This window comes from Streptomyces sp. WM6386 (genome assembly GCF_000972385.1).
Lineage (GTDB): Bacteria > Actinomycetota > Actinomycetes > Streptomycetales > Streptomycetaceae > Streptomyces.
Genome location: NZ_JXTE01000072.1, coordinates 16006 through 42151 on the forward strand (window position 1 = coordinate 16006; position 26146 = coordinate 42151).

General features: G+C 68.5%; 24 protein-coding genes. All 24 read right to left on the reverse strand.

The genetic code is table 11. The features are described from left to right. Positions 1-124: 124 nt before the first annotated feature. Positions 125-499 carry a F0F1 ATP synthase subunit epsilon gene (locus TN53_RS33315; RefSeq protein WP_046262507.1) on the reverse strand — a complete coding sequence of 125 codons (375 nt, stop codon included), beginning with the start codon at positions 497-499 and terminating at the stop codon, positions 125-127. A gap of 132 nt (positions 500-631) precedes the next feature. Continuing rightward, positions 632-2068, reverse strand: coding sequence for a F0F1 ATP synthase subunit beta (gene atpD, locus TN53_RS33320; protein WP_046262508.1), 1437 nt, complete (start codon positions 2066-2068; stop codon positions 632-634). Beyond that, complete coding sequence (locus TN53_RS33325; protein WP_046262509.1) at positions 2068-2985, reverse strand: F0F1 ATP synthase subunit gamma; 918 nt, start codon at positions 2983-2985, stop codon at positions 2068-2070. Before TN53_RS33325 ends, atpD begins: the two co-directional genes overlap by 1 nt. Before the next feature lie 20 nt (positions 2986-3005). Beyond that, positions 3006-4598: a F0F1 ATP synthase subunit alpha gene (gene atpA, locus TN53_RS33330; protein WP_046262510.1), complete on the reverse strand. Its 1593-nt coding sequence runs from the start codon at positions 4596-4598 to the stop codon at positions 3006-3008. 122 nt (positions 4599-4720) lie between these two features. After that, positions 4721-5536: a F0F1 ATP synthase subunit delta gene (locus TN53_RS33335; RefSeq protein WP_046262511.1), complete on the reverse strand. Its 816-nt coding sequence runs from the start codon at positions 5534-5536 to the stop codon at positions 4721-4723. Then, a complete protein-coding gene (locus tag TN53_RS33340) occupies positions 5533-6081 on the reverse strand; it encodes a F0F1 ATP synthase subunit B (protein ID WP_046262512.1) in 549 nt (182 codons plus the stop codon). The genes TN53_RS33335 and TN53_RS33340 overlap by 4 nt, the downstream gene beginning before the upstream one ends. Before the next feature lie 39 nt (positions 6082-6120). Next, positions 6121-6357: a hypothetical protein gene (locus TN53_RS33345; protein WP_015657805.1), complete on the reverse strand. Its 237-nt coding sequence runs from the start codon at positions 6355-6357 to the stop codon at positions 6121-6123. Positions 6358-6429: 72 nt separating this feature from the next. Beyond that, positions 6430-7200: a F0F1 ATP synthase subunit A gene (atpB, locus tag TN53_RS33350; protein WP_046262513.1), complete on the reverse strand. Its 771-nt coding sequence runs from the start codon at positions 7198-7200 to the stop codon at positions 6430-6432. Positions 7201-7473: 273 nt separating this feature from the next. Further along, positions 7474-7911 (reverse strand): hypothetical protein, encoded by a 438-nt coding sequence (locus tag TN53_RS33355; protein WP_046262514.1) that lies wholly within the window; start codon positions 7909-7911, stop codon positions 7474-7476. A gap of 311 nt (positions 7912-8222) precedes the next feature. Continuing rightward, positions 8223-9563 carry an MraY family glycosyltransferase gene (locus tag TN53_RS33360; RefSeq protein ID WP_046262515.1) on the reverse strand — a complete coding sequence of 447 codons (1341 nt, stop codon included), beginning with the start codon at positions 9561-9563 and terminating at the stop codon, positions 8223-8225. Positions 9564-9692: 129 nt separating this feature from the next. Next, positions 9693-10934, reverse strand: a complete 1242-nt coding sequence (gene glyA, locus TN53_RS33365) for a serine hydroxymethyltransferase (RefSeq protein WP_046262516.1) — start codon at positions 10932-10934, stop codon at positions 9693-9695. Between the two features lie 69 nt (positions 10935-11003). After that, positions 11004-11675 (reverse strand): low molecular weight phosphatase family protein, encoded by a 672-nt coding sequence (locus TN53_RS33370; protein WP_046262517.1) that lies wholly within the window; start codon positions 11673-11675, stop codon positions 11004-11006. Next, positions 11672-12319, reverse strand: coding sequence for an L-threonylcarbamoyladenylate synthase (locus TN53_RS33375; RefSeq protein ID WP_046262518.1), 648 nt, complete (start codon positions 12317-12319; stop codon positions 11672-11674). The genes TN53_RS33370 and TN53_RS33375 overlap by 4 nt, the downstream gene beginning before the upstream one ends. A 50-nt stretch (positions 12320-12369) precedes the next feature. Further along, positions 12370-13215, reverse strand: a complete 846-nt coding sequence (prmC, locus tag TN53_RS33380) for a peptide chain release factor N(5)-glutamine methyltransferase (protein WP_046262519.1) — start codon at positions 13213-13215, stop codon at positions 12370-12372. A gap of 40 nt (positions 13216-13255) precedes the next feature. Then, positions 13256-14332: a peptide chain release factor 1 gene (gene prfA, locus TN53_RS33385; protein WP_046262520.1), complete on the reverse strand. Its 1077-nt coding sequence runs from the start codon at positions 14330-14332 to the stop codon at positions 13256-13258. A 103-nt stretch (positions 14333-14435) separates the two neighbouring features. Beyond that, complete coding sequence (gene rpmE / locus TN53_RS33390; protein WP_046262521.1) at positions 14436-14654, reverse strand: 50S ribosomal protein L31; 219 nt, start codon at positions 14652-14654, stop codon at positions 14436-14438. 158 nt (positions 14655-14812) lie between these two features. Further along, positions 14813-15949 (reverse strand): LCP family protein, encoded by a 1137-nt coding sequence (locus TN53_RS33395; RefSeq protein WP_046262522.1) that lies wholly within the window; start codon positions 15947-15949, stop codon positions 14813-14815. Positions 15950-16153: 204 nt separating this feature from the next. Next, positions 16154-17896 carry a trypsin-like serine protease gene (locus tag TN53_RS33400; RefSeq protein WP_046262523.1) on the reverse strand — a complete coding sequence of 581 codons (1743 nt, stop codon included), beginning with the start codon at positions 17894-17896 and terminating at the stop codon, positions 16154-16156. 170 nt (positions 17897-18066) lie between these two features. Then, positions 18067-20145: a transcription termination factor Rho gene (gene rho, locus TN53_RS33405; RefSeq protein ID WP_046262524.1), complete on the reverse strand. Its 2079-nt coding sequence runs from the start codon at positions 20143-20145 to the stop codon at positions 18067-18069. Positions 20146-20553: 408 nt separating this feature from the next. Next, on the reverse strand, positions 20554-21483 hold the full coding sequence (gene thrB / locus TN53_RS33410) for a homoserine kinase (RefSeq protein ID WP_046262525.1): 930 nt from the start codon (positions 21481-21483) through the stop codon (positions 20554-20556). Positions 21484-21722: 239 nt separating this feature from the next. Next, on the reverse strand, positions 21723-22781 hold the full coding sequence (gene thrC, locus TN53_RS33415) for a threonine synthase (protein WP_046262526.1): 1059 nt from the start codon (positions 22779-22781) through the stop codon (positions 21723-21725). Positions 22782-22787: 6 nt separating this feature from the next. Continuing rightward, complete coding sequence (locus tag TN53_RS33420) at positions 22788-24080, reverse strand: homoserine dehydrogenase (protein ID WP_046262527.1); 1293 nt, start codon at positions 24078-24080, stop codon at positions 22788-22790. A gap of 144 nt (positions 24081-24224) precedes the next feature. Next, positions 24225-25616, reverse strand: a complete 1392-nt coding sequence (gene lysA / locus TN53_RS33425) for a diaminopimelate decarboxylase (RefSeq protein WP_046262528.1) — start codon at positions 25614-25616, stop codon at positions 24225-24227. A 17-nt stretch (positions 25617-25633) separates the two neighbouring features. Beyond that, on the reverse strand, positions 25634-26146 hold a 513-nt coding region (locus TN53_RS33430; protein ID WP_046262529.1), incomplete at its 5' end, for a DALR anticodon-binding domain-containing protein.

The window sequence follows — 26146 nt, forward strand, 5'->3', positions numbered from 1 at the left end:
ACCGACCTCCTCGTCTACTCGGTAACGGAATGGAAAAAACTTCCACATTTGCCTCAGCCGCGACCAGGGCCGGATTCCTCCGGTCCCAGCCGCGGCTGAGTGACGTCATACGGTCTCGCGCAGGCTAGCGCGTCGCCGCCGCACGGATTCGTACGTCCGCGCGGCGCTCGGCGGCGGCGTCACCCTCCGCCTTCGCACGCTCCAGCTCGCGCTCCGCGCGCTGGACATCGATCTCGTCCGACAGCTCGGCGATCTCGGCCAGCAGCGACAGCTTGTTGTCCGCGAACGAGATGAAACCGCCGTGCACCGCGGCGACGACCGTTCCACCATCACTCGTACGGATGGTCACCGGGCCCGACTCCAGCACACCGAGCAGCGGCTGGTGACCGGGCATGACGCCGATGTCGCCGGACGTGGTGCGCGCGACGACCAGGGTGGCCTCGCCGGACCAGACCTCTCGGTCGGCCGCGACCAGCGCGACGTGCAGCTCAGCAGCCAAGGTGGCTCCTCGGGTCACCACCCGGCTGTTCGGCCGGGTGTTGGTTACAAGTCTAGTAGGCGTGAAAGAGGGGGCGGGACGTGCCCCGCCCCCTCAGTCGAACTCAGAGCTCAGGACTCTTCAGGTCCGAGTTCAGGAGACGCCGAGCTCCTTGGCGTTGGCCTTGAGGTCCTCAATGCCACCGCAGAGGAAGAACGCCTGCTCCGGGAAGTGGTCGTACTCGCCGTCGATGATCGCGTTGAACGCGGTGATCGACTCCTCCAGCGGGACGTCCGACCCGTCGACGCCGGTGAACTGCTTGGCGACGTGGGTGTTCTGGGACAGGAAGCGCTCCACGCGACGGGCACGGTGGACGACGAGCTTGTCCTCTTCGCCCAGCTCGTCGATACCGAGGATCGCGATGATGTCCTGGAGGTCCTTGTACTTCTGCAGGACACCCTTGACACGCATGGCCGTGTTGTAGTGGTCCGCCGCGATGTAGCGGGGGTCCAGGATGCGGGACGTGGAGTCCAGCGGGTCCACGGCCGGGTAGATGCCCTTCTCGGAGATCGGACGGGAGAGAACCGTCGTCGCGTCGAGGTGGGCGAAGGTGGTGGCCGGGGCCGGGTCGGTCAGGTCGTCCGCGGGGACGTAGATCGCCTGCATCGAGGTGATCGAGTGACCACGGGTCGAGGTGATGCGCTCCTGGAGGAGACCCATCTCGTCGGCCAGGTTCGGCTGGTAACCCACCGCGGAGGGCATACGGCCGAGCAGGGTCGAGACCTCGGAACCGGCCTGCGTGAAGCGGAAGATGTTGTCGATGAAGAACAGCACGTCCTGCTTCTGCACATCGCGGAAGTACTCCGCCATGGTCAGACCGGCCAGGGCCACGCGCAGACGGGTGCCCGGGGGCTCGTCCATCTGACCGAAGACCAGGGCGGTCTTGTCGATGACGCCCGACTCCGCCATCTCCTCGATGAGGTCGTTGCCCTCACGAGTGCGCTCACCGACACCGGCGAACACGGAGACACCGTCGTGGTTGTTGGCGACGCGGTAGATCATCTCCTGGATGAGCACCGTCTTGCCGACGCCGGCACCACCGAACAGACCGATCTTTCCACCCTTGACGTACGGGGTGAGAAGGTCGATGACCTTGACGCCGGTCTCGAACATCTCGGTCTTCGACTCGAGCTCGTCGAAGTTCGGAGCCTTGCGGTGGATGCCCCAGCGCTCGCCGTCGTACTGCTCGTCGGTGTTCAGTACCTCGCCGAGGGTGTTGAACACCTTGCCCTTGGTGAAGTCGCCGACCGGCACGGTGATGGAGGCACCCGTGTCGGTGACCGCGGCCTGGCGGACCAGACCGTCGGTGGGCTGCATCGAGATGGTGCGGACCAGGCCGTCACCCAGGTGCTGGGCGACCTCCAGGGTCAGCGTCTTCTTCGCGCCGTCGAGGGCCGGGTCGGCCACCTCGACGTGCAGAGCGTTGTAGATCTCCGGCATCGCGTCGACGGGGAATTCCACGTCGACGACCGGGCCGATGACCCGGGCGACGCGGCCCGTGGCAGCGGCCGTCTCAACTGTCGTCGTCATTACCTGTCACTCCCCGCGGTCGCGTCGGCCAAGGCTGCGGAGCCACCGACGATCTCGCTGATTTCCTGGGTGATTTCGGCCTGGCGGGCCGCGTTGGCAAGACGGGAGAGAGTGGTGATCAGCTCTCCCGCGTTGTCTGTGGCCGACTTCATCGCGCGCCGCGTGGCGGCGTGCTTCGAAGCGGCCGACTGGAGCAGCGCGTTGTAGATACGGCTCTCCACGTAGCGCGGCAGAAGGGCGTCGAGGACGTCCTCCGCCGAGGGCTCGAAGTCGTACAGCGGAAGGATCTCGCCCTTGGGCGTGGCCTCCGCGGCGACCTCTTCGAGGCTGAGCGGCAGCAGACGGTCGTCGAACGCCGTCTGCGTCATCATCGAGACGAACTCGGTGAAGACGATGTGGAGTTCATCCACGCCACCCTCGGCCGTGTCCTTCTCGATGGCCTCGATCAGCGGACCCGCGACCTTCTTCGCGTCCGCGTACGTGGGCTCGTCGGTGAAGCCCGACCACGACTCCACGACCTTGCGCTCGCGGAAGTTGTAGTGGGCCAGACCGCGGCGGCCGACGATGTACGTGTCGACCTCCTTGCCCTCGGCCTCGAGGCGCTCGGTCAGCTTCTCCGCCACCTTGATGGCGTTGGAGTTGAAGGCGCCGGCGAGACCACGGTCGCTCGTGAGGAGCAGCACCGCGGACCGCACGACCGTCTCGGCCTGCGTGGTCAGCGGGTGCTTGGTGTTCGAGCCGGTTCCGACCGCCGTGACCGCGCGGGTGAGCTCGGTCGCGTACGGCGTGGAGGCCGTCACCTTGCGCTGCGCCTTGACGACACGCGAGGCGGCGATCATCTCCATCGCCTTCGTGATCTTCTTGGTCGCGGTGACGGATCGGATGCGACGCTTGTAGACCCGGAGCTGGGCTCCCATGAGTCAGGTCCCTTCCGTCGTCACTTGGCCGCGGCGGCCGGCGCGTCTTCGCCGAGAAGCTTGCCGTCCGAGGTCTCGAACTGCTTCTTGAACTCCGCGATGCCGTCGGCGATGGCGGTGAGCGTGTCGTCCGACATCTTGCCGCCCTCCTTGATGGAGGTCATGAGGCCCTGCTCCTTGCGGTGCAGGTACTCCAGGAGCTCCTTCTCGAAGCGGCGGATGTCGGCGACCGGGACGTCGTCCATCTTGCCGGTGGTACCGGCCCACACGGAGACGACCTGGTCCTCGGTCGGCATCGGCTGGTACTGAGCCTGCTTGAGCAGCTCGACCAGTCGCTGACCGCGCTCCAGCTGCGACTTCGACGCGGCGTCCAGGTCGGACCCGAAGGCGGCGAACGCCTCCAGCTCACGGTACTGGGCGAGGTCGAGGCGCAGACGGCCCGAGACCTGCTTCATCGCCTTGTGCTGCGCGGAACCGCCGACTCGGGAGACGGAGATACCGACGTTCAGCGCGGGGCGCTGACCGGCGTTGAACAGGTCCGACTCCAGGAAGCACTGGCCGTCGGTGATGGAGATGACGTTGGTCGGGATGAACGCCGACACGTCGTTCGCCTTGGTCTCGACGATCGGCAGACCCGTCATCGAACCGGCGCCCAGGTCGTCGGAGAGCTTCGCGCAGCGCTCCAGCAGACGGGAGTGCAGGTAGAAGACGTCACCCGGGTAGGCCTCACGCCCCGGCGGGCGGCGCAGCAGCAGGGACACGGCGCGGTAGGCGTCGGCCTGCTTCGAGAGGTCGTCGAAGATGATGAGGACGTGCTTGCCCTCGTACATCCACTGCTGACCGATGGCCGAACCGGTGTACGGCGCCAGGTACTTGAAGCCGGCCGGGTCGGACGCCGGGGCGGCGACGATGGTCGTGTACTCCAGCGCGCCGGCCTCGTCGAGGGCGCCACGCACGGAGGCGATGGTCGAGCCCTTCTGGCCGATGGCGACGTAGACGCAGCGGACCTGCTTCTTCGGGTCACCGGAGCGCCAGTTGTCACGCTGGTTGATGATCGTGTCGACGGCCAGGGCGGTCTTGCCGGTCTGACGGTCACCGATGACCAGCTGACGCTGGCCACGGCCGATCGGGGTCATCGCGTCGACGGCCTTGTAGCCGGTCTCCATCGGCTCGTGCACCGACTTACGGGCCATGACGCCCGGAGCCTGCAGCTCAAGGGCGCGACGACCGCTGGTCTCGATCTCGCCGAGGCCGTCGATCGGGTTGCCGAGGGGGTCGACGACACGGCCGAGGTAGCCCTCGCCCACGGCGACCGACAGGACCTCGCCGGTACGCGTGACCGGCTGACCCTCCTCGATGCCACTGAACTCACCGAGGACGATGGCGCCGATCTCGCGCTCTTCCAGGTTGAGCGCGAGGCCGAGGGTGCCGTCCTCGAACTTCAGCAGTTCGTTGGCCATGGCCGAGGGAAGACCCTCGACCTTCGCGATGCCGTCGCCGGCAAGGGTGACCGTACCGACCTCCTCGCGCGAGGCCGCGTCCGGCTTGTACGACTGGACGAAGTTCTCCAGCGCGTCCCGGATCTCCTCCGGCCGGATCGTGAGCTCCGCCATCTGGGTTCCCTGCTCTCCTTGTTGGGCCCGAAGTTTCACTTTGGGGGTCTGGGGGCGACCCCCAGGAATCCTCTGCACGGCCCAACCGGGCCGTCTGTACGTACTGCTTATGAAGTTGCTGCTCAGCCCGCCAGGCGGCGGCCGGCGTCCTCGATGCGGTCCGCGAGGGAGCCGTTGATGACCTCGTCGCCGACCTGCACCCGGATCCCGCCGAGGACCTCGGGGTCCACGTCGATGTTGAGGTGCATCGTGTGGCCGTAGAGCTTCGCGAGGGCGGCGCCCAGGCGCTGCTTCTGCGTGTCGCTCAGCGGCACCGCCGAGGTGACGACGGCGACCAGCCGGTCCCGGCGCTCGGCGGCGAGCTTGGACAAGGACTCCAGTCCCGACTCCAGGCTACGTCCCCGCGGCGCGGTGACGAGACGCGTCACCAGACGCTCGGTGGTCGCATGGGCACGGCCGCCGAGCAGGCTGCGCAGCAGCTCGCCCTTGGCCGACGCTGTCGCGGCGCGGTCGGTCAGTGCGGCGCGCAGCTCGGTGTTCGAAGAGACGATCCGGCCGAACCGGAACAGTTCGTCCTCGACGTCGTCGAGCGCGCCCGTCTGCTGCGCGGCGGTGAGGTCGGCGATGTTCGCCAGCTCCTCCAGGGCGTCCGCGAGGTCACGCGACTGCGACCAGCGGGAGCGCACCATGCCGGACACCAGGTCGGCGGCCTCGCCGCCCACCTGGCCACCGAGGAGGCGCTGGGCGAGTTCGGCCTTGCCCTCGCCGGCCTGCGCCGGGTCGGTGAGGACCCGACGCAGCGACACCTCGCGGTCGAGCAGCGCGGTGACGGCGGCCAGCTCCTCGGCGAGCGTGCCGACGTTCACGGACGTGTTGTCCGTCAGCGCGTCGAGACGCTCACGTGCGGCTGCCAGGGCCTCGCGGCTCGCTCCGTTCATCGCGCAGCCTCGGCCTTCTCCTCGAGCTCGTCGAGGAAGCGGTCGATCACGCGGCTCTGTCGGGCGTGGTCCTCGAGGGACTCACCCACGAGCTTGCCGGCCAGGTCGGTGGCGAGCTTGCCGACGTCCTGGCGCAGCGCGGAGGACGCGGCCTTGCGGTCGGCCTCTAGCTGCGCGTGACCGGCGGCGACGATCTCCTCGCGCTGCCGCTGGCCTTCCGCGCGCATCTCGGCGATGAGCGTGGCGCCCTGCTCCTGCGCCTCCTGGCGCAGACGCGCGGCCTCGTGCCGGGCCTCGGCGAGCTGAGCCTTGTACTGCTCAAGGACGCTCTGGGCCTCGACCTGCGCGGCCTCGGCCTTCTCGATTCCGCCTTCGATCGCCTCGCGGCGCTCTTCCAGAACCTTGTTGATGCTCGGAAGGAGCTTCTTCCAGAAGAAGAAGAACACGATGGCGAAGGCGATGGTGCCGACGAGCAGCTCGGGGCCCGGAGGAATGAGCGGGTTCTGCTCTTCCTCGGCCGCCAGCTGTACCAGGTTGGCGATCACATCAGTGCCTTTCGTCGAAACGTGTCAGGTAAGGGGTGATTACTTACCGAACACGAACGGCATGACGATGCCGATGAGGGCGAGCGCCTCACAGAAGGCGAAGCCCAGGATCTGGTTGGCGCGGATCAGGCCGGCGGCCTCGGGCTGACGGGCGAGGGCCTGGGTGCCGTTACCGAAGATGATGCCGACGCCGACGCCGGGGCCGATGGCGGCGAGGCCGTAGCCGATGGAGCCGAGCGAACCGGAGACAGCGGCGAGGGTCTCAGTGGCAGCCATGCTGATTCTTCCTTCTCTTTCTTGGACCGGCGGGGGTTGGCCACCGGACGTTCTGGGGCTTGGGGTAGGGGCTCAGTGGTGCTCGGCGAGAGCGCCCTGAATGTAGGAGCAGGCCAGCAGCACGAAGACGTATGCCTGGACGGCCTGCACGAAGAGCTCGAAGAGGATCATGACCATGGTCATGACGAAGGAGACACCGGCCGCCGGGATCATCGCGCCGTTCAGCAGGTACCAGGAGGCGACGGTGAACATGACCAGCATCAGGTGACCGGCGAACATGTTGGCGAAGAGCCGGACCGCGTGCGTGAAGGGCCGGACGAACAGGTTCGAGAGGAACTCGATGATCATCACGAGCGGCAGCACAGCGCCGAGCGACTTGTCGTAGCCCGTCACGTTCTTGAAGAAGCCGACGAAGCCGTGACGCTTGAACGTCAAGCCGACCCAGAGAACCCAGACGAGCGCGGCGAGCACCACCGGGAAGGCGAAGACCGAGGCCACCGGGAACTGGGCCAGCGGGATCACGGACCAGATGTTCATGATCCAGATGAAGAAGAAGAGGGACACCATGAGCGGCACCCACTTCTCACCCTCCTTCTTGCCGAGGGTCTCGTAGACGATGCCGCGGCGCACGAAGTCGTAGCCGGCCTCGCCGATCATCTGCAGCTTGCCCGGGACCACCTTGGCCTTGCCGAAGGCCGCGTAGAAGAAGCTGATGACGAGCAGGGTGGTGATGAGCGCGAGCAGCATCACCTTGTTGAACTCGAACCCGCCGACCGTCGCGATCGGCTGGAAGAGGAACGAGTGCAGGCCCGGTGCCGGGAAGCCGCAGCCGTTGTCGGACATGATCCGACAGTTCCACTCAAAGGCGAGCTGGGTCTGGTCAGCACTCACCACGGGCTCCTTCGGCGTGACGCATGGGTACGGCAACCTCGTTGTGTCGGCGCGGCGCGCAGCCGCGGGTCGGCACTGGACTGGTGTTACGGATGTGGGGGCGGCTGGGGGGCATCAAGCCTCGCGATTGAGCAGGCGTCAGCTCAGATGCCCGCGCCCGCGATGCCGCAGTTGGCACCGGACGATAGCAGGAGTTCTTCCATGCCTTTATCCCGGCCCTACCCCTCACGACGACGACCCTGACTTCTCCGACTTCCCGCTCTTCTCGGAGTCCGGGTCGACGTAGAAGATCTTGGCCTTCATATGCGCACGGGCCTGAGCGGCCATCCACACGACGGTCGCGACGACAAGCGAGGCCGCGAACGCCTTCGGGTTGAAGAGGGAGGTGTCCTGGAAAAGGGCGACGAAGATGAGGAGCAGCAGGAGTTGGGCGACATAGAGCATCAGCCCCATGGCCTGGAACAACTGCGGGAGCGTTTTTGCCGTCCATTGCAGGACGTACAGACCGATTCCCATGAACAGGATGGCCAGCACTGTGCCGACGGCCGCTCCGAGTGCCCCCTTGCCGCCGGCCACAACTCCACTGACGGCAACGGTGACCGCACCGGCGGCCGCTGTTGGCACAGCGGTCTGGAGAAGGTTCCGGGCGTCATTGGACGGCATGGCGGCAACTCCGCTTTCACAGGGGGCAGGGTGTCGTCATGGACGAGCGTAGTCCCGGATGGAGAGCTTGAGTCTCACGCCAATGGACCGTCGCACTACGGTCCTTCGACTCTGTCCGGGGTTCTCGTGAACCGTATCACAAACTATTTGATGAGGTCTTTACCTGGTTGGTGTGCTCGGTGTCACACATGAGAGTGAGAGTGCGCGTCTGTGCAAAAACGCCGCCCAGTTGTCTGGTATTGGGGCGCTTTACACCCCCAACCCACTCCCACGACTTGGCAATGCTCTAGTCAGATTCTTACCTTGCCGCGTCAGCGCGACGTTCCGGCTTTCCGTCTGTCCAGGAAGCGCGAACGGGCGCCGAGGGCGGTCGCCCCGTTGACGCCGGAGATCCCGACGGCGACCGGAGTGCGCTCCTCCTCTTCCTCCGACTCCACGGCCGCGGCGACCGGTTCGGCGACCGGCGCGGATTCCGCAACGGCCCTGCGGCGGCGGTAGCGCGGCGGCACGAAGGCCTGCGCCCACATCGGGGCACGCGGCGTGAAGCGCGGCAGCAGGAGCAGGAGCAGACCGATCGCGGAGAGGAACACCACACTCAGGACGATCCACATGGACGCCGAGTTCACGGAGTAGGCGAGCGCGCCGAACGCGATCAGCGCCGACCAGAAGTACATGATCAGCACCGCGCGGCTGTGCGAGTGCCCGATCTCCAGCAGCCGGTGGTGCAGATGACCACGGTCGGCGGCGAACGGCGACTGACCGCGCCAGGTGCGCCGCACGATCGCGAGGATCAGGTCGGCGGCCGGGATCGCGATGATCGTGAGCGGCAGCAGCAGCGGGATGTAGACCGGCACCGTCTGGTGCACGGCCGCCTTCTCGGACCCGGCGAACAGCTTCAGCGCGTCCGGGTCGACCTGTCCGGTGATGGAGATCGCGCCGGCCGCCAGCACCAGGCCGATGAGCATCGAGCCCGAGTCGCCCATGAAGATCCGCGCGGGATGCATGTTGTGCGGCAGGAAGCCCAGGCACATGCCCATCAGGATCGCCGAGAACAGCGTGGCCGGGGCGGCGGCCTCGATGCCGTACGACACCCACACGCGGTAGGCGTACAGGAAGAACGCCGCCGACGCGATGCACACCATGCCCGCCGCGAGGCCGTCGAGGCCGTCGACGAAGTTGACCGCGTTGATGGTGATGACGACGAGCGCCACCGTCAGCAGGGTGCCCTGCCACTGGGTCAGCGCGACATTGCCCACCGTCGGGATCGGCAGCCACAGGATCGTCAGACCCTGCATGACCATGACGCCGGCGGCGATCATCTGGCCGCCCAGCTTGATCAGGGCGTCGATCTCGAACTTGTCGTCCAGGACGCCGATCAGCCAGATCAGCGCGGCACCGCTGAGCAGCGCTCTGGGCTCGTTCGAGTTGTCGAAGACCTGGCTGAGGTTGGTGAGGTGGTCGGCGACCAGCAGACCCGCGCACAGGCCGAAGAACATGGCGATACCGCCGAGCCGCGGAGTCGGTTCCCGGTGCACGTCACGGGCCCTGATCTCCGGCATCGCTCCGGCCACGATCGCGAATTTACGTACCGGCCCTGTCAGCAGATACGTCACCGCGGCCGTGATGCAGAGCGTCAGCAGGTATTCACGCACAGGCTTCCCCACAGGTCTCGCTGGCCATCTCAGCCCCACACCCTAGCGATGGACGCATATGGATGGGGACTTTCGGGTAGCGACGATGGTTGCACGAGTGGCTGTGCACCTCGGAACGCCTACCCCCGCTCAGGCCGGATACGGCGGAAATCCCCCGACCAGATACCGGACTTCTTCACGTGCCTTCTGCGTCTCGGCCTCACCTCTGAGCACCCCCGCGAGCAGTACGGCGATCCGCGCCATCTCCGCCTCCCCCATGCCCTGGGTGGTCACGGCCGCCGTTCCCAGGCGCAGGCCGCGGGCGTCCGCGTGCGGCAGCGCACAGCAGTCGAGCACCATGCCGGCCGCCGCGAGCCGGCCCCTGGCGGTCCGCCCGTCGACGCCGAGCGGTGCCGGGTCGGCGGTGACCAGATGGGTGTCCGTGCCGCCGGTGGTGACGACGAGCCCCTCGGCGGCCAGCCCCGCCGCGAGCACCCTCGCATTCGCGACCACCTGATGGGCGTACGTCGTGAAGGCCGGTGTTGCCGCCTCGCCGAACGCGACGGCCTTGGCGGCGATGGTGTGCATCTGCGCTCCGCCCTGTGTGAACGGGAAGACGGCGCGGTCGACCCGCTCGGCCAGATCGGCGCCGCACAGGATCATGCCGCCGCGGGGCCCGCGCAGCACCTTGTGGGTGGTGGCGCAGACTACGTCGGCGTACGGCACCGGGCTGGGCGCCGCTCCCCCGGCGACGAGCCCGATGGGGTGGGCGGCGTCGGCGATGAGATACGCCCCGACCTCGTCGGCGACCTCGCGGAAGAAGGCGTAGTCGATGTGCCGGGGGTAGGCGATGGAGCCGCACACGATGGCCTTGGGCCGGTGCTGACGGGCGAGCGTGCGGACCTGGTCGTACTCGATGAGCCCGGTCTCCGCGTCGACCCCGTACGGCACGAAGTCGAACCAGCGGCCGGAGAAGTTGGCGGGCGAGCCGTGGGTCAGGTGACCGCCGTAGGGCAGGCCGAGGGCGAGGACGGTGTCGCCGGGGCGCAGGAGTGCGGCATAGGCGGCCAGCACGGCCGACGACCCCGAATGGGCCTGCACATTGGCGTGCTCGGCGCCGAAGAGGGCCTTGGCGCGGTCCACGGCGATCCGCTCGGCGACGTCGACGATCTCGCAGCCGCCGTGGTGCCGGGCACCGGGGTATCCCTCGGCGTACTTGTTCGCCAGCGGCGACCCCATCGCGGCCAGCACGGCCGGCGAACTGAAGTTCTCGGCGGCGATCAACTGCAACGACGTCGACTGCCGAGCGAGCTCACCGAGCAGGATCTCGGCCAGTTCGGGATCCTGCCGCCGCAGGATGTCGGCGGTCTCGGGGGCATGGGTGACCGACATGGTGGACTCCGGGGCGTCGACGGTGACGTACGTCCAATGTAGGCCCGGGACCGGTGAGGTGCTCGGTCGTCACGTCCTGGCAGCTACTCCAGTGAGAGCAGTGACCACAGGATCCACCGCCTGGTGTATCTCGTCCCCGATCGACCGGAAGAACGGCAACGGGGCGCCGTACGGGTCGTACACCTCGTCCGCCTCCGCCGTCGGTGCCAGAAGCCACCCGCGTAGAGCCGCCGCAGCACGGACCAGAGCACGGGCACGGGCCACCACGCCGTCCTCCAGAGGAGGCAGCGTTGTCGGGTCTATCGCGCGGACCAGGCGGGTGAACTCCTTGAGGGTGAAGGTGCGCAGGCCCGCCGAGTGGCCCATCGAGATGACCTGCTGACGGTGGTCGCGGGTGGCGGTGAGGACCAGGTCGGCCATGATGACGTGCTCGTCGAGGAGTTCGCGGCCCGTGAAGCCGGTCGCGTCCGCGCCGAAGTCGGCCAGCACGGTCTCCGCGTTGGCCTCCATGGGCGCGCCCTCATGGCCCCAGGTCCCCGCGCTCTCCACGACGAGCCCGCCCCACAGCGGATCGCCGAGCCGGTCCGCCAGGGCATGCCGGGTCAGCCGCTCGGTGATCGGCGAGCGGCACACGTTGCCGGTGCTGACGTGGAGGATGCGAAAGGTGTCACGCGGAAGCCCTGTGAACGTCCGCGTCTCTTCCGGGTCCCATATGCCACGCCCCGCGTCAGGGGCCGTCAATTCGCCACCTCGAGGTCGGGTACGACCTTCCTGAGCTCCTCCGCGGAGATCGCGCCCGCACGCAGCAGCAGCGGCACCTCACGGGTGACGTCGACGATCGAGGAGGGGACGTTGCCCGGGGTCGGACCGCCGTCGAGGTACACGGAGACCGAGTCGCCGAGCATCTCCTGGGCCGCGTCACAGTCCTCCGGCGCCGGATGGCCCGTCAGGTTCGCCGAGGACACCGCCATCGGGCCGACCTCGGTCAGCAACTCGATGGCCACGGGGTGCAGGGGCATCCGCACGGCGACCGTGCCCCTCGTGTCCCCCAGGTCCCACTGCAACGACGGCTGGTGCTTGGCGACGAGCGTCAGCGCGCCCGGCCAGAACGCGTCGACGAGCTCCCAGGCCAGCTCGGAGAAGTCCGTGACGAGGCCGTGCAGGGTGTTCGGGGAGCCGATGAGGACGGGCGTGGGCATGTTGCGGCCCCGCCCCTTGGCCTCCAGCAGGTCGTGCACCGCTTCCGAGGAGAACGCGTCGGCGCCGATGCCGTACACCGTGTCGGTCGGGAGGACCACGAGCTCGCCACGGCGGACGGCGGACGCGGCTTCGCGCAGACCGGTCGAGCGGTCGGTCGCGTCGTTGGTGTCGTATCGCCGAGCCATTTAGCGGGCCTCCTCGTACACGTACTGCTCTGAAGACTGCGGGGTGGGGCTCACGGCATCGCCTTGCGGGCCGTGGCGAACCGGGGGCGGTTGTTGAGGTCCGGGTGGTCGGCCGCGTCGGCCCAGCCCCGCTCCTCGGTGAAGATCCACGGCACCTGGCCGCCCTGGGTGTCGGCGTGTTCGATGACGACGACGCCGCCGGGGCGCAGGAGCCGGTGTGCGGTCCGTTCCAGACCGCGGATGAGTTCGAGGCCGTCCTCCCCTGAGAACAGGGCGAGTTCGGGATCGTAGTCCCGCGCCTCGGGAGCGACGTACTCCCATTCGGTCAGCGGGATGTAGGGCGGGTTGGAGATGACCAGGTCGACCTGGCCGTCGAGGTCCGGGAAGGCGCCCAGGGCGTTGCCCTGACGCAGGTCGACCCTGGACCCCTCCATGTTCTTGCGGGTCCACTGGAGGGCGTCCTCGGACAGCTCCACGGCGTGTACCCGGGAGCGCGGGACCTCCTGGGCGAGGGCGAGCGCGATGGCGCCGGAGCCGGTGCACAGGTCGACGATGCAGGGCTCTACGACGTCCATGGCGCGTACGGCGTCTATCGCCCACCCGACCACGGACTCGGTCTCGGGACGGGGGACGAAGACGCCCGGGCCGACCTGGAGTTCGAGATACCGGAAGAAGGCCCGCCCGGTGATGTGCTGGAGCGGCTCGCGCTGCTCACGGCGGGCGATGACCTCCCAGTACCGGGCGTCGAAGTCCGAGTCCTTCACGGAGTGCAGCGCGCCCCGCTTCACGCCGTGCACGAACGCGGCGAGCTCCTCCGCGTCGTTGCGCGGCGAGGGCACGCCGGCGTCGGCCAGCCGCTGGGTGGCCTGGGCCACCTCTGCGAGCAGCAGGTTCACGCAAGTCCTCCGTGTCGTACTAGGTCGTGCGTACGTGCCTTTAGGCGGCTGCCAGCTTCGCCGCCGAGTCCGCGTCGACGCAGGCCTGGATCATCGCGTCGAGGTCGCCGTCCAGGACCTGGTCCAGGTTGTACGCCTTGAAGCCGACGCGGTGGTCCGAGATGCGGTTCTCCGGGAAGTTGTACGTACGGATCTTCTCGGAGCGGTCGACGGTGCGGACCTGGCTGCGGCGGGCGTCGGCGGCATTCTTCTCCGCCTCCTCCTGCGCCGCGGCGAGCAGCCTGGAGCGCAGGATACGCAGTGCCTGCTCCTTGTTCTGCAGCTGGCTCTTCTCGTTCTGGCAGGAGGCGACGACTCCCGTGGGAATGTGCGTGATGCGCACGGCGGAGTCGGTCGTGTTGACGGACTGGCCGCCGGGACCGGAGGAGCGGTAGACGTCGATGCGGAGGTCGTTCGGGTTGATCTCGACGTCGACCTCCTCGGCCTCGGGGGTCACCAGGACACCGGCCGCGGAGGTGTGGATCCGGCCCTGGGACTCGGTCGCCGGCACCCGCTGCACGCGGTGCACACCGCCCTCGTACTTCAGCCGGGCCCAGACGCCCTGCCCGGGCTCGGTGGCACCCTGGCCGCCCTTGGTCTTCACGGCGACCTGGACGTCCTTGTAGCCCCCCAGCTCGGACTCGGTGGCGTCGATGATCTCGGTCTTCCAGCCGACCCGCTCGGCGTACCGCAGGTACATGCGCAGCAGGTCGCCGGCGAACAGGGCGGACTCGTCGCCGCCGGCGCCCGCCTTGACCTCGAGGATGACGTCCTTGTCGTCGTTGGGGTCCCGCGGAACGAGCAGCAGGCGCAGCTTCTCGGTGAGCTCCTCGCGCTGCTTCTCCAGCTCCTTGACCTCAGCGGCGAAGTCCGGGTCGTCGGCGACGAACTCCTTCGCCGTCTCGATGTCGTCACCGGTCTGCTTCCAGGAGCGGTACGTGGCGACGATCGGGGTGAGCTCGGCGTAGCGCTTGTTCAGCTTGCGCGCGTTGGCCTGGTCGGAGTGGACCGACGGGTCGGCGAGCTTCGTCTCCAGGTCGGCGTGCTCACCGACGAGTTCCTCGACGGCCTCGAACATCTCTGGGCTCCTGTACTGCGGATGACGGGGGAAGGCGGGCGACCAAAAACGCCGGTCCCGGCGCACTCCGAGGAGTGCGGCGTGGACCGGCGCTGGTGGCTCGCTACTTCTTGGCAGCAGCCTTGCCGAAGCGGGCCTCGAAGCGGGCCACACGGCCACCGGTGTCGAGGATCTTCTGCTTGCCCGTGTAGAACGGGTGGCACTCGGAGCAGACCTCGGCGCGGACGGTGCCGCTGGAGATCGTGCTGCGGGTGGTGAACGACGCGCCACAGGTGCAGCTGACCTGCGTCTCGACGTACTCGGGGTGGATCTCGCGCTTCAAGGTGTCTCCTAGTTTCGGGAGGGCGCCGGGTCGCCGTCCGCGGGTTGCGGGGGCGTGAACCGGGGCCGACGTACCAGTCTGCCAGCACTGGCCGCATCCCCCAAAACCGGGAGGCGGGGCGATCTATTCCCAGCGCCCCGGCGGGGGTCGTGCTCGGCCTACGGCGAGGTCACGACGCCCTTGGCCTGGCCGGTGGCGGTGCCCTTGGTGGCGCTCTTCGGGATCGCCCGGTCGTTCTCCAGGGCCTTCCAGACCAGCTTCGCCTTGTCCTTGTCCACCAGCACCCGGTTGCCGTCCTGCGGGTCGTACTGGACCGGCATGGTGACCATGGTCATGTTCTTGGAGCTGATGCCCTTGAGACCGTTCGCGAAGGACATGAGCTTGTTGACCGAGCCGAGGCCGGTGTCGGTCGTCACGGCGTTGGTCGCGGTGTCGGCGAGGTTGTAGAGCTTCTTCGGGCTGTCGAAGAGGTCGACGGTCTTGATCTGGTTGATCAGGGCCTTGATGAACGCCTGCTGGAGCTGGATGCGCCCGAGGTCGGAGCCGTCGCCGACGCCGTGCCGGGTGCGGACCAGGCCGAGGGCCTGCTTGCCGGTGAGCGTGTGCGTGCCGGCCTTCAGGTCGAGGTGACTGTCGGGGTCGGTGATGGTCTTCGTGGTGGTGACCTCGACGCCGCCGAGCTCGTCGATGAGCTTCTGGAAGCCGGAGAAGTCGACCTCCAGATAGTGGTCCATGCGGATGTCGGTGAGCGACTCGACGGTCTTCACGGCGCAGGAGGCGCCGCCCGTGGAGTACGCGGAGTTGAACATCTCGTTGGTCGCGGCGTCGTGTTCGGTGCCGTCGGAGTCGGTGCACTCGGGGCGGTCGACGAGGGTGTCGCGGGGGATGGAGACCACGCTGGCCTTCTTGCGGCCCTCGTAGACGTGCACGATCATCGCCGTGTCGGAGCGGGCGCTGCCGTCGTCGGCGCCGCCGCCCAGCTTCTTGTTGGAGCCGGATCGGGTGTCGGAGCCCAGGACCAGGATGTTCTCGGAGCCGTTGTCGACCTTCGTGGGCCGGTCGGTGCCGAGGGCCTGGTCGATGTCGACGCTCTTGATGTTGCCGTTGAGCTTGAAGTACAGATAGCCGGCGCCCGTACCGCCCAGCACGACGATGCCCGCGGCGGTCCAGGCCGCGATCAGCAGGCCCTTGCGCTTGCCGCGGGTCCTGCGGCGGCGGCCCTTGGCGCGGCGGCGCGGGCCCGTGGTGCCGGACTCCTCGGGTATACCGGGTTCCGGCGTGCTCTCGGCAGACATGTGCTCCTCATTCTCGTCCGGTCGGTTACCCCCTGCTTTCAGGGTCAGACGTGGTCGTTACGACCCGAACATCACCATGGTCGCTCCGTCCGGTCAGACGGGTAAACCGGAGAAAGGGTTGCACAACGCACTGTGCCCACCCCGTGGATGGGTGGGCACAGTGCGTAGTCGTTGAACGCGGGCGTACCGCGCTCACCTGCTATTTCATCCGAAGATGTCGTACTGCTTGAAATCGGTACCGACCGAGATCCTAGTGGCGAAGATCTCGCTCGTGGCCTTGCCGGTGCCCTTGTACAGGTACAGGGTGCCGCCGGGCGTACGGGCCAGGAAGTCGGCCTTGCCGTCACCGGTGATGTCACCGATGGCGTCGAAGGCGTTGTACGACGAGTTGCTCCAGGTGCGTACCTTCACGCGGGCGGAGAAGGGGCTGGAGGCCTTGCCGGTGCCCTTGTAGAGGTAGATGGCACCGGTGCTCTTGTTGCGCGCGAGCAGGTCGGCCTTGCCGTCACCGTTGAAGTCGCCCTTGCCGCGGACCATGTTGTACGCGTTCCAGCCGGTGCCGGTGCCGATCTGCACACGGGCCGAGAAGGTGCCGTTGCCCTTGCCCGGGTAGAGCCACGCCTTGCCGGCGGAGTCCACGGAGACCAGGTCGGGCTTGTAGTCGCCGGTCAGGTCGCCCGGGGTGATGATGCGGGTGCGGGTCTTCCAGTTGTCGAAGATCTGCTTGGTCGCCCAGTCCTGGATGGACCAGTCGTAGTGCGTCCAGTAGACGTCGCCGGTGTCGCTGCGGCGGTACACCAGGTCCTGGACGCTGTCCCGGTCGAAGTCCGTCTGGGTGACGAGGTTGACGCCGCCCCAGTTGTCAAGGCTCTGCCGGGCGCCGAAGGACGTGCCCTTGGAGTCCTTCTCGTAGCCGGTCTTCGTGGACGCGTTGCGCACGAAGAGGTCGGCCTTGGCGTCCGTGTAACTCATGTTGGCGTCGTCGACCTGGGCGTAGGCGGCACCGAGGTACGTCTTGACCTTCGAGAAGACGCTGTACGCGCCCTTCTCGACGCAGTCCACGACACCCCAGGAGACGACACCGACGATGCGGCCGTTGACCACCAGCGGGCCACCGGAGTCACCGTTGCAGGCGGACGTCGTACCGGTGTCGCTGCCGCTGGCGGGCTTGCCCGCGCAGACCATGTGGCCCTTGACGAAGTCCGTGCCGTAGTAGTTGGCGCAGGTGGTGTCCGACTGGATCGGCAGCGTGGCCGTCTTCAGGGTGTCGGAGACGTCCTGGGTGGTGGAGCTGGTACGGCCCCAGCCGTAGACCTTGGCGCTGGTGCCGGCGGCGTACGAGGCGGTGTCCGTGGACGTCGTCATACGGATCGGCGTCGACTTGGTCGGGGTCGCCAGGGTGAGGACGGCGATGTCGTTGTCGATGGTCCGCGAGCTGTACGACGGGTGGGTCCACTGACGGACCACACCGGAGACCGCGCCGGTGGTGTTGCCCTCGTCGTCGGGCAGCTTCGTGGCACCGGTCACGATCGCGCCGTACTTGGCCCAGTTGTAGCCCTTGGCGCAGTGCGCGGCGGTGAGGATCTTCGTGGGCGAGACGACCGTGCCACCGCAGAAGAACCCGGTGTCGGTGGTGTCGTCGTAGTACCAGAGCTGGGCCATCCACGGCGCCGAGGTGATCGTCGTGGTGGAACCGCCGATGATCTTCGCGTCGACGGTGCCGCTGCTCGAGCTCAGCGACGACTTGCTGGTGTTCTCCCCCGCGGTGTCGTCACCGGCGACCGCGCCGGCGACCCGCTTCTCCAGCTCGGCCTGGGACACCGTGCTGATGGCGGGCTTGACCGTCGGCTTCGGAAGCGCGGTGGCGGCCCCTGCCGACGTGGTCAGCAGTGCGGCGGCGACGGCAGCGGCGACAGCGGCCGCGCCGACGGGCAGGGCGATCCGCATCCGACGTCTGTGGCGACCGGCTCCGGACGTGGCTGTACCCACTCAAGTCCCCCCTAGGGATCAGAAGTTCAAGGGTCGAAAAAGTGACCGAAGAGCGCGATCGTACACCGGCCGCACAAAGCAGAAAGGGCCACCCCTGTCACAGGAGTGGCCCTTTGCGAAGACTTTCGTCAGTCGCCGTTACCCGGCGTCGGCGTGGTCTTCTGGATCTGCATCAGGAACTCGGCGTTCGACTTCGTCTGCTTCATCTTGTCGAGGAGCAGTTCGACCGCCTGCTGCTGGTCGAGCGCGTGCAGCACCCGGCGCAGCTTCCAGACGATCCCGAGCTCGTCGGGAGCGAGCAGGATCTCTTCCTTACGGGTACCGGACGCGTCCACGTCCACCGCCGGGAAGATGCGCTTGTCGGCGAGCTTGCGGTCGAGCTTGAGCTCGGCGTTGCCGGTGCCCTTGAACTCCTCGAAGATGACCTCGTCCATGCGGGACCCGGTGTCCACCAGGGCGGTGGCGAGGATGGTCAGCGAGCCGCCGTCCTCGATGTTGCGGGCCGCACCGAAGAAGCGCTTCGGCGGGTACAGGGCGGTCGAGTCGACACCACCGGACAGGATGCGGCCGGAGGCGGGCGCGGCGAGGTTGTACGCACGGCCCAGGCGCGTGATCGAGTCGAGCAGCACGACGACGTCGTGGCCCAGCTCCACCAGACGCTTGGCGCGCTCGATGGCGAGCTCGGCGACCGTGGTGTGGTCCTCGGCCGGGCGGTCGAAGGTCGAGGAGATGACCTCGCCCTTGACCGACCGCTGCATGTCGGTGACCTCTTCCGGACGCTCGTCGACCAGGACGACCATCAGGTGGCACTCGGGGTTGTTGTGCGTGATCGCGTTGGCGATCGCCTGCATGATCATGGTCTTGCCGGTCTTCGGCGGGGCCACGATCAGACCGCGCTGGCCCTTACCGATCGGCGCGACGAGGTCGATGATGCGGGTGGTGAGGATGCCCGGGTCCGTCTCCAGACGGAGGCGGTCCTGCGGGTACAGCGGCGTCAGCTTGTTGAACTCCGGCCGCCCGCGCCCGGATTCGGGCGCCATGCCGTTGACGGAGTCCAGCCGGACCAGCGCGTTGAACTTCTCGCGGCGCTCGCCGTCCTTCGGCTGACGGACGGCACCGGTGACGTGGTCGCCCTTGCGCAGGCCGTTCTTGCGGACCTGGGCGAGGGAGACGTACACGTCGTTGGGACCCGGGAGGTAACCCGACGTACGGATGAAGGCGTAGTTGTCGAGGATGTCCAGGATGCCCGCGACGGGGATCAGGACGTCGTCGTCGGCGACCTGCGGCTCGGCGGTGCCACCCATCTCGTCACGGCCACGACGGCCACGACGGTCCCGGTAACGGCCGCGACGGCCACGGCGGCCATCGCCGAACTCGTCGTCGTCCTGCGGCCCGGCGTTGCGGTCCTGACGGCCGCCGCCCTGCTGCTGGCTCTGCTGCTGACCGCGCTGGCCGCCGCCCTGCTGGTCGTCGCCCTTGCCGCGACGGTCGCGGTCCCGGCCGCCGCGCTCGCGGTCACCGCGGTCACCACGCTCGCCGCGGTCCCGGCGGTCGCGACGGCCCTGACGGCCCTCCGCGTCACCGGCGTCGCCCTGCGTCTGCGCGGGCGTCTCGGCCTTCGGCTCGCTCTTCGCCTCGGCAACGACCGTCTCGGGGCTGCCGGCATCGGCCGTGGCACGACGACGACGACGCTCCGTGGGAGCGTCCTCTCCCCCACGCTCGGCTTCTCCCCCACGCTCGGCTGCGCTCGCGCGGGAGGTACCCCCATCGCGGGAGGGGCCCCCAGCGGGCTGGCCGGGAATCTCGATCTGCTGCTGGGCCACGGCCTTCTCGGCGGGGGCCTCGGCCGCCTTCTCCGCCTTCTTCTCGGCGGCTTCGCCGGTACGGGCCTTGGAGGTGGCGCGGCGCTTGGGCTTGGTCTCGGCGGCGTCCCCTGCGGGGGAAGAGGCGGCCTTCGCCGGGGCGGCACCACCACCGGCCTGTGCCTCCTTGATGACCTCGATCAGCTGGCTCTTGCGCATACGCGCCGTGCCCCTGATGCCGAGGCCGGATGCGACCTGCTGCAGCTCTGCCAGCACCATGCCGTCGAGGCCGGTACCGCGGCGCCGCCGGGAGCCGGCACCGCTGGCAGGCGCGGAGGCGTCCGTGGCGGGCGCGGCAGCGGTCTCCTCGACACGTGCGCCCATCAGATCGGTGGTGTCGCTCACGAAGGGTCCTTCCCTGGAGCGGACGTCGGCCTGTCTGGCTCGGCGACCGTTTGTGCTGTCCGACGGCGGTCCCATCCTTGTGGACCGTGCCGGGGCGGTGGTCCGCCTGGGCGGCGGAGGAATCTGGTGATGGCGCTTCCCAGAGCAGTGACACCGACGGTCTGTGTCACGTGGCTCGGTCGCACCGGTTCCGGAGCGTGCCCGGCAAGTCGCTCAGTGCTCGCGTACGAGGTACAGCCCGCGTACGTCGTACGAAACACAGTGCGGCTTGGGAGGCTCCCGGAAGAATGTCTGTCCCGGACGGGGACGTGAAGCACCTCGCCATGGTGGGGTCGGGTGCAGACTTGAGGTTAACACTACCGGATCCAACAAACATTCCCCCTCTCCAAATCCGGCAATCGCCGGTATTCAGATGTCACTGGTAGAAGCGAGTGGCAGCACAATCGCCCCCTGAGCATCGAGTTCAAGCCGGTTGGCGGCCCAGCCCTCGCCTGCCAGATGGGCCACCTTGTCCGCGCTGTCCTCATCGGCCAGCGCGAGAACGGTGGGCCCGGCTCCGGAAATCACGGCCGGAACTCCGTCCGCCCTCAAGCGCTCCACGAGCGCGGCGCTTTCCGGCATGGCCGGAGCCCGGTATTCCTGGTGCAGCCGGTCCTCGGTCGCGGGCAGCAGCAGCTCGGGGCGCCGGGTGAGGGCCTCGACGAGCAGCGCGGCGCGGCCCGCGTTGGCGGCTGCGTCGACGTGCGGCACGGTGCGTGGAAGCAGTCCGCGCGCGGTCTCGGTGAGGACCGGCTTCCCGGGCACGAAAACCACCGGAACGACGGAACGGTCGGGCTCCATCCTGATCGCCCGCGCGGCGCCCGCCTCCATCCAGGAGAGCGTGAAACCGCCGAGCAGACACGCCGCGACATTGTCGGGGTGACCCTCGATCTCGGTCGCGAGCTCAAGGAGCGCGGTGTCGTCGAGCTTGGACTCGCCGCCTATGGTCACGGCACGCGCGGCGACGATGCCTGCGCAGATGGCGGCCGAGGAGGAGCCCAGGCCACGGCCGTGCGGGATGCGGTTGGCGCACACGATCTCGAGACCGCGCGGCTGTCCGCCGAGCAGGTCGAAGGCGGTGCGCAGGGACCGTACGAGAAGGTGTTTCTCGTCGCGCGGGAGGGTCTCGCTGCCCTCACCCGCGATGTCGATGTGCAGCCCGGAGTCGGCCACCCGGACGACCACGTCGTCGTAGAGCCCCAGCGACAGGCCGAGGGCGTCGAAGCCCGGGCCGAGGTTGGCGCTGGTGGCGGGGACGCGCACCCGGACGGCGGCGGCGCGGAACGCTGGACCGGCCATCGCTCGATGACTCTCCTTGAGCTGCGTGATTGTCGAAGACATTCGATACGTACCTGGAAACCCTCGGGTCGCGGAGATGACGCGACACCCGGCCATGCGCGGGGGCATATGCGGCGGGCGGGTTCAGTACAGCCTATCGAAGGAAGGTTCTGTGGCGACATAGGGCGCACAGGAGGCGCACGATGCGTGTCGTAAGCCCCCTGTGCACCCCCTATAGGGATGCCGCTCCAGGACCGTCCTTATACGAGGCCGAGGCGCTCGGCCGCCGTCGCCGCGTCGACCGGGACGGTGACCGGCTGCGGGGCGCCGGCGACGGCCCAGTCGGGGTCCTTGAGGCCGTTGCCGGTGACGGTGCACACGATCTTCTGGCCCGGGTCGACCAGACCCTGCTCGGCGGCCTTCAGCAGACCGGCGACGGACGCGGCGGAGGCGGGCTCCACGAAGACGCCCTCCTGCGCGGCCAACAGGCGGTAGGCGCGCAGGATCTCACGGTCCGTCACCTCGTCGATGAGGCCGCCGGACTCGTCCCGCGCCGCGAGGGCGTAGTTCCAGGAGGCCGGGTTGCCGATGCGGATGGCGGTGGCGATCGTCGACGGGTCCTTGACGACCTCGCCGCGCACGATCGGGGCACTGCCGGAGGCCTGGAACCCCCACATGCGGGGGGTCTTCGCGGCGATGCCGTCGGCGGCGTACTCCTTGTAGCCCTTCCAGTACGCGGTGATGTTGCCCGCGTTGCCGACCGGGAGGACGTGGATGTCGGGTGCGTCGCCGAGCATGTCCACGATCTCGAAGGCGGCGGTCTTCTGGCCCTCGATACGCACCGGGTTGACCGAATTGACCAGCGCCACGGGGTAGTTGTCGCTCAGCGAGCGGGCGAGGGTGAGGCAGTCGTCGAAGTTGCCGTCGACCTGGAGGATCTTCGCGCCGTGGATGAGCGCCTGGCCCATCTTGCCGAGCGCGATCTTTCCCTGCGGAACGAGTACGGCACAGACCATGCCGGCGCGCACGGCGTACGCGGCGGCGGAGGCGGAGGTGTTGCCGGTGGAGGCGCAGATGACCGCCTTCGCGCCCTCCTCCTTGGCCCGGGTGATGGCCATGGTCATGCCGCGGTCCTTGAAGGACCCCGTCGGGTTCGCGCCCTCCACCTTGAGGTGGACCTCGCAGCCCGTGCGCTCGGAGAGCACCTGCGCGGGCACGAGGGGCGTGCCGCCCTCGCGGAGCGTCACGACCGGCGTGCTGTCGGAGACGGGCAGCCGGTCCCGGTACTCCTCGATGATTCCGCGCCACTGGTGGGTCATTGCTGGTTACTCTCCTTCAACCCGCATGATGCTGGCGACACCGCGCACGGTGTCGAGCTTGCGCAACGCCTCGACGGTCCCGCCCAGGGCGGCGTCGGACGCGCGGTGGGTCACCACGACGAGGGACGCCTCGCCGTCCTTACCCTGCTGGCGAACCGTATCGATGGAAACCCCGTGCTCGGCGAACACGGTCGCGACCTGGGCGAGAACACCCGGTTTGTCGGCGACATCGAGACTGATGTGATACCGCGTGAAGACCTCGCCCATGCCCGACACGGGAAGGGCTGCGTACGCGGACTCGCCGGGACCGGTCGCACCATTGAGCCGGTTCCGGCAGACGGCGACGAGGTCGCCGAGCACGGCCGAGGCGGTGGGAGCACCACCGGCGCCGGGGCCGTAGAACATGAGCTGACCGGCGGCGTCGGACTCGACGAAGACGGCGTTGTAGGCGCCGCGCACGGAGGCCAGCGGATGGGTCAGCGGGATCATCGCGGGGTGCACGCGCGCGGTGACGGACCCGCCGTCCTCGGCCCGCTCGCAGATCGCGAGCAGCTTGATGGTGCAGCCCATGTTCTTCGCGGAGGCGAAGTCGGACGCGGTGACCTCGGTCATCCCCTCGCGGTAGACGTCGTCGAGACGCACGCGCGTGTGGAAGGCGATACCGGCGAGGATGGCGGCCTTGGCGGCGGCATCGAAGCCCTCGACGTCGGCGGTGGGGTCGGCCTCGGCGTATCCCAGGGCGGTGGCCTCGTCGAGGGCCTCCTGGTAGCCGGCGCCCGTGGAGTCCATCTTGTCGAGGATGAAGTTGGTCGTGCCGTTGACGATGCCCAGCACGCGGTTGACCTTGTCGCCGGCGAGGGACTCGCGCAGCGGCCGGATCAGCGGGATGGCACCGGCGACTGCGGCCTCGTAGTAGAGGTCCGCGTCGTGCTCCTCGGCGGCGGCGTGCAGGGCCGCGCCGTCCTGGGCGAGGAGCGCCTTGTTGGCGGAGACGACGGAGGCGCCGTGCTCGAAGGCCGTGGTGATGAGGGAGCGGGCGGGCTCGATGCCGCCGATGACCTCCACCACGACGTCGATGTCCCCGCGTTTGACGAGGGCGGTGGCGTCGGTGGTGACGAGCTCGGCCGGGATGCCTTCGCGCACCTTGGAGGGCCGTCGCACGGCGACCCCGGCGAGCTCGACGGGGGCGCCGATGCGCGCGGCGAGGTCGTCGGCGTGCGTCGTCATGATGCGCGCCACCTCTGAGCCGACTACCCCACAGCCCAGCAGCGCCACCTTCAGCGGACGCGTACGCATCATCCGACCTCGTTTCCTCATACCGTCTACGGTTGGACCAGTCTCACTCACCGGACGGGAGTTTCTACCCTTCGTCCGGATCGTGAGACATCTATTTCATTTGTACGGGGGTGGAAGACAGGAGATCTTCCACCCGCCGACGAGGGCTCACCCGATGTCGAGACGCAGGAGGTCCTCCTCCGTCTCACGGCGGACGATGACTCGGGACTCACCATCGTTCACCGCGACGACCGGCGGCCGCAGCACATGGTTGTAGTTGCTGGCCATGGACCGGCAGTACGCACCCGTGGCCGGTACGGCGATGAGGTCACCGGGCACGATGTCGGCCGGCAGGAACGCGTCCTTCACCACGATGTCCCCGCTCTCGCAGTGCTTGCCGACGACCCGGGCGAGCATGGGCTCGGCGTCGGAGGTGCGGGAGACCAGGGCGACGGTGTACTCGGCGTCGTACAGCGCGGTCCGGATGTTGTCGGACATGCCGCCGTCGACGGAGACGTAGGTGCGAAGGCCGTCGAGGGGCTTGGTGGTGCCGACCTCGTAGAGCGTGAAGGCGGTGGGGCCGACGATGGCGCGCCCCGGCTCGACGGAGATACGGGGGGTGCGGAGCTTGGCAAACTCGCACTCACGCGTGACGATCTCGGTGAGCGCCTTGGCGATCTCGTGGGGCTCGCGGGGGTCGTCGTCGGAGGTGTAGGCGATACCGAGGCCACCACCGAGGTCGATCTCGGGAAGCTCTACGCCGTGCTCGTCACGGATGTCCTTCAGCAGCCCGACGACCCGGTGGGCGGCGACCTCGAAGCCGGACATGTCGAAGATCTGCGACCCGATGTGGGAGTGGATGCCGATGAGCTCGAGTCCGTCCAGCTGAAGAGCCCGTCGTACGGCTTCGGCGGCCTGCCCACCGGCCAGCGGGATGCCGAACTTCTGGTCCTCGTGGGCCGTGGCGATGAACTCGTGCGTATGCGCTTCCACGCCGACGGTGATACGGATCTGGACGCGCTGCCGCTTGCCGAGTTCCCGGGCGATGTGGGCGACGCGGACGATCTCCTGGAAGGAGTCGAGGACGATACGGCCGACGTCTGCGCGGATCGCCCTTTCGATCTCCTCCTTGGACTTGTTGTTGCCGTGGAAGGCGATGCGGTCGGCGGGCATCCCGGCGGAGAGGGCGGTGGCGAGCTCGCCACCGGAGCAGACGTCGAGGTTGAGCCCCTCCTCGTGCAGCCAGCGCACGACGGCGCGGGAGAGGAAGGCCTTGCCGGCGTAGAAGACGTCGGCATCGGCACCGAAGGCCGAACGCCAGGCGCGGGCCCGCGCACGGAAGTCGGTCTCGTCGATGACGTAGGCGGGAGTGCCGTACTCCTCGGCGAGCTGCGTGGCGGTGATGCCGCCGACGGTGAGGACACCGTCCTCGTTGCGCGTGACCGTCTGGGCCCAGACCTTGGGGTCGAGGGTGTTGAGATCGGCGGGCGGCGCGGAGTAGTGGCCCTCGGGGAGGACGTCGGCGTGACGGGGCCCGGCGGGGTGTGCGGAACGGCTCATGGTCTGTGGCTGGCTCTCTAGATGTGGTCGGGTGCGTCGATGCCGAGCAGGGTCAGGCCGCCGGCCAGCACCGTCCCGGCGGCTTCGGCGAGGGCGAGCCGGGAGCGGTGGGCGACCGAGGGTTTCTCGTCGCCGAGCGGGAGGACCGTGGGAAGGAGGGCGAGGGTCGCGTCGGCGACGGTGACCAGGTGACGGGCGAGACGGTCCGGCGTATGTGCCGTGGCGGCGGCGCCCAGGATCCGGGGGTGGTCGGCGAGGGCGGCGATGAGGACACCGGGGGCGGCTTGCGGGTCGCCGGGGATGGCTTGCGGGTCGCCGGGGTGCGGGTCTCCAGGCTGTACGTCTCCCGGGTGGGGGCCGAACCCCAGGTCGGCGGCGTTGCGGCTGAGGGCTCGGGTGCGGGCGTGGGCGTAGCGGACGCGGAAGAGAGGGTTGCTCTCGCGCTGGACCAGGTGCTCGTCGGTGATGCGGGGCCGGTCGTGGGCGGCGGGGTGGAGCAGGGCCCAGCGGGCGGCGTCGCGGCCGAGGGG

Excerpts from the sequence above, each read along its gene's own strand:
- TN53_RS33375 (WP_046262518.1), bottom strand. The coding sequence starts at position 12,319 with ATGGCTCGGCGATACGACACCAACGACGCGACCGACCGCTCGACCGGT.
- thrB (WP_046262525.1), bottom strand. The coding sequence starts at position 21,483 with ATGGCCGGTCCAGCGTTCCGCGCCGCCGCCGTCCGGGTGCGCGTCCCC.
- thrC (WP_046262526.1), bottom strand. The coding sequence starts at position 22,781 with ATGACCCACCAGTGGCGCGGAATCATCGAGGAGTACCGGGACCGGCTG.
- atpB (WP_046262513.1), bottom strand. The coding sequence starts at position 7,200 with ATGTCCGACAACGGCTGCGGCTTCCCGGCACCGGGCCTGCACTCGTTC.
- atpA (WP_046262510.1), bottom strand. The coding sequence starts at position 4,598 with ATGGCGGAGCTCACGATCCGGCCGGAGGAGATCCGGGACGCGCTGGAG.
- TN53_RS33355 (WP_046262514.1), bottom strand. The coding sequence starts at position 7,911 with ATGCCGTCCAATGACGCCCGGAACCTTCTCCAGACCGCTGTGCCAACA.
- TN53_RS33395 (WP_046262522.1), bottom strand. The coding sequence starts at position 15,949 with ATGTCTGCCGAGAGCACGCCGGAACCCGGTATACCCGAGGAGTCCGGC.
- atpD (WP_046262508.1), bottom strand. The coding sequence starts at position 2,068 with ATGACGACGACAGTTGAGACGGCCGCTGCCACGGGCCGCGTCGCCCGG.
- prfA (WP_046262520.1), bottom strand. The coding sequence starts at position 14,332 with ATGTTCGAGGCCGTCGAGGAACTCGTCGGTGAGCACGCCGACCTGGAG.
- TN53_RS33345 (WP_015657805.1), bottom strand. The coding sequence starts at position 6,357 with ATGGCTGCCACTGAGACCCTCGCCGCTGTCTCCGGTTCGCTCGGCTCC.
- TN53_RS33400 (WP_046262523.1), bottom strand. The coding sequence starts at position 17,896 with ATGCGGATCGCCCTGCCCGTCGGCGCGGCCGCTGTCGCCGCTGCCGTC.
- TN53_RS33325 (WP_046262509.1), bottom strand. The coding sequence starts at position 2,985 with ATGGGAGCCCAGCTCCGGGTCTACAAGCGTCGCATCCGATCCGTCACC.
- TN53_RS33420 (WP_046262527.1), bottom strand. The coding sequence starts at position 24,080 with ATGATGCGTACGCGTCCGCTGAAGGTGGCGCTGCTGGGCTGTGGGGTA.
- lysA (WP_046262528.1), bottom strand. The coding sequence starts at position 25,616 with ATGAGCCGTTCCGCACACCCCGCCGGGCCCCGTCACGCCGACGTCCTC.
- TN53_RS33335 (WP_046262511.1), bottom strand. The coding sequence starts at position 5,536 with ATGAACGGAGCGAGCCGCGAGGCCCTGGCAGCCGCACGTGAGCGTCTC.
- glyA (WP_046262516.1), bottom strand. The coding sequence starts at position 10,934 with ATGTCGGTCACCCATGCCCCCGAGACCGCCGACATCCTGCGGCGGCAG.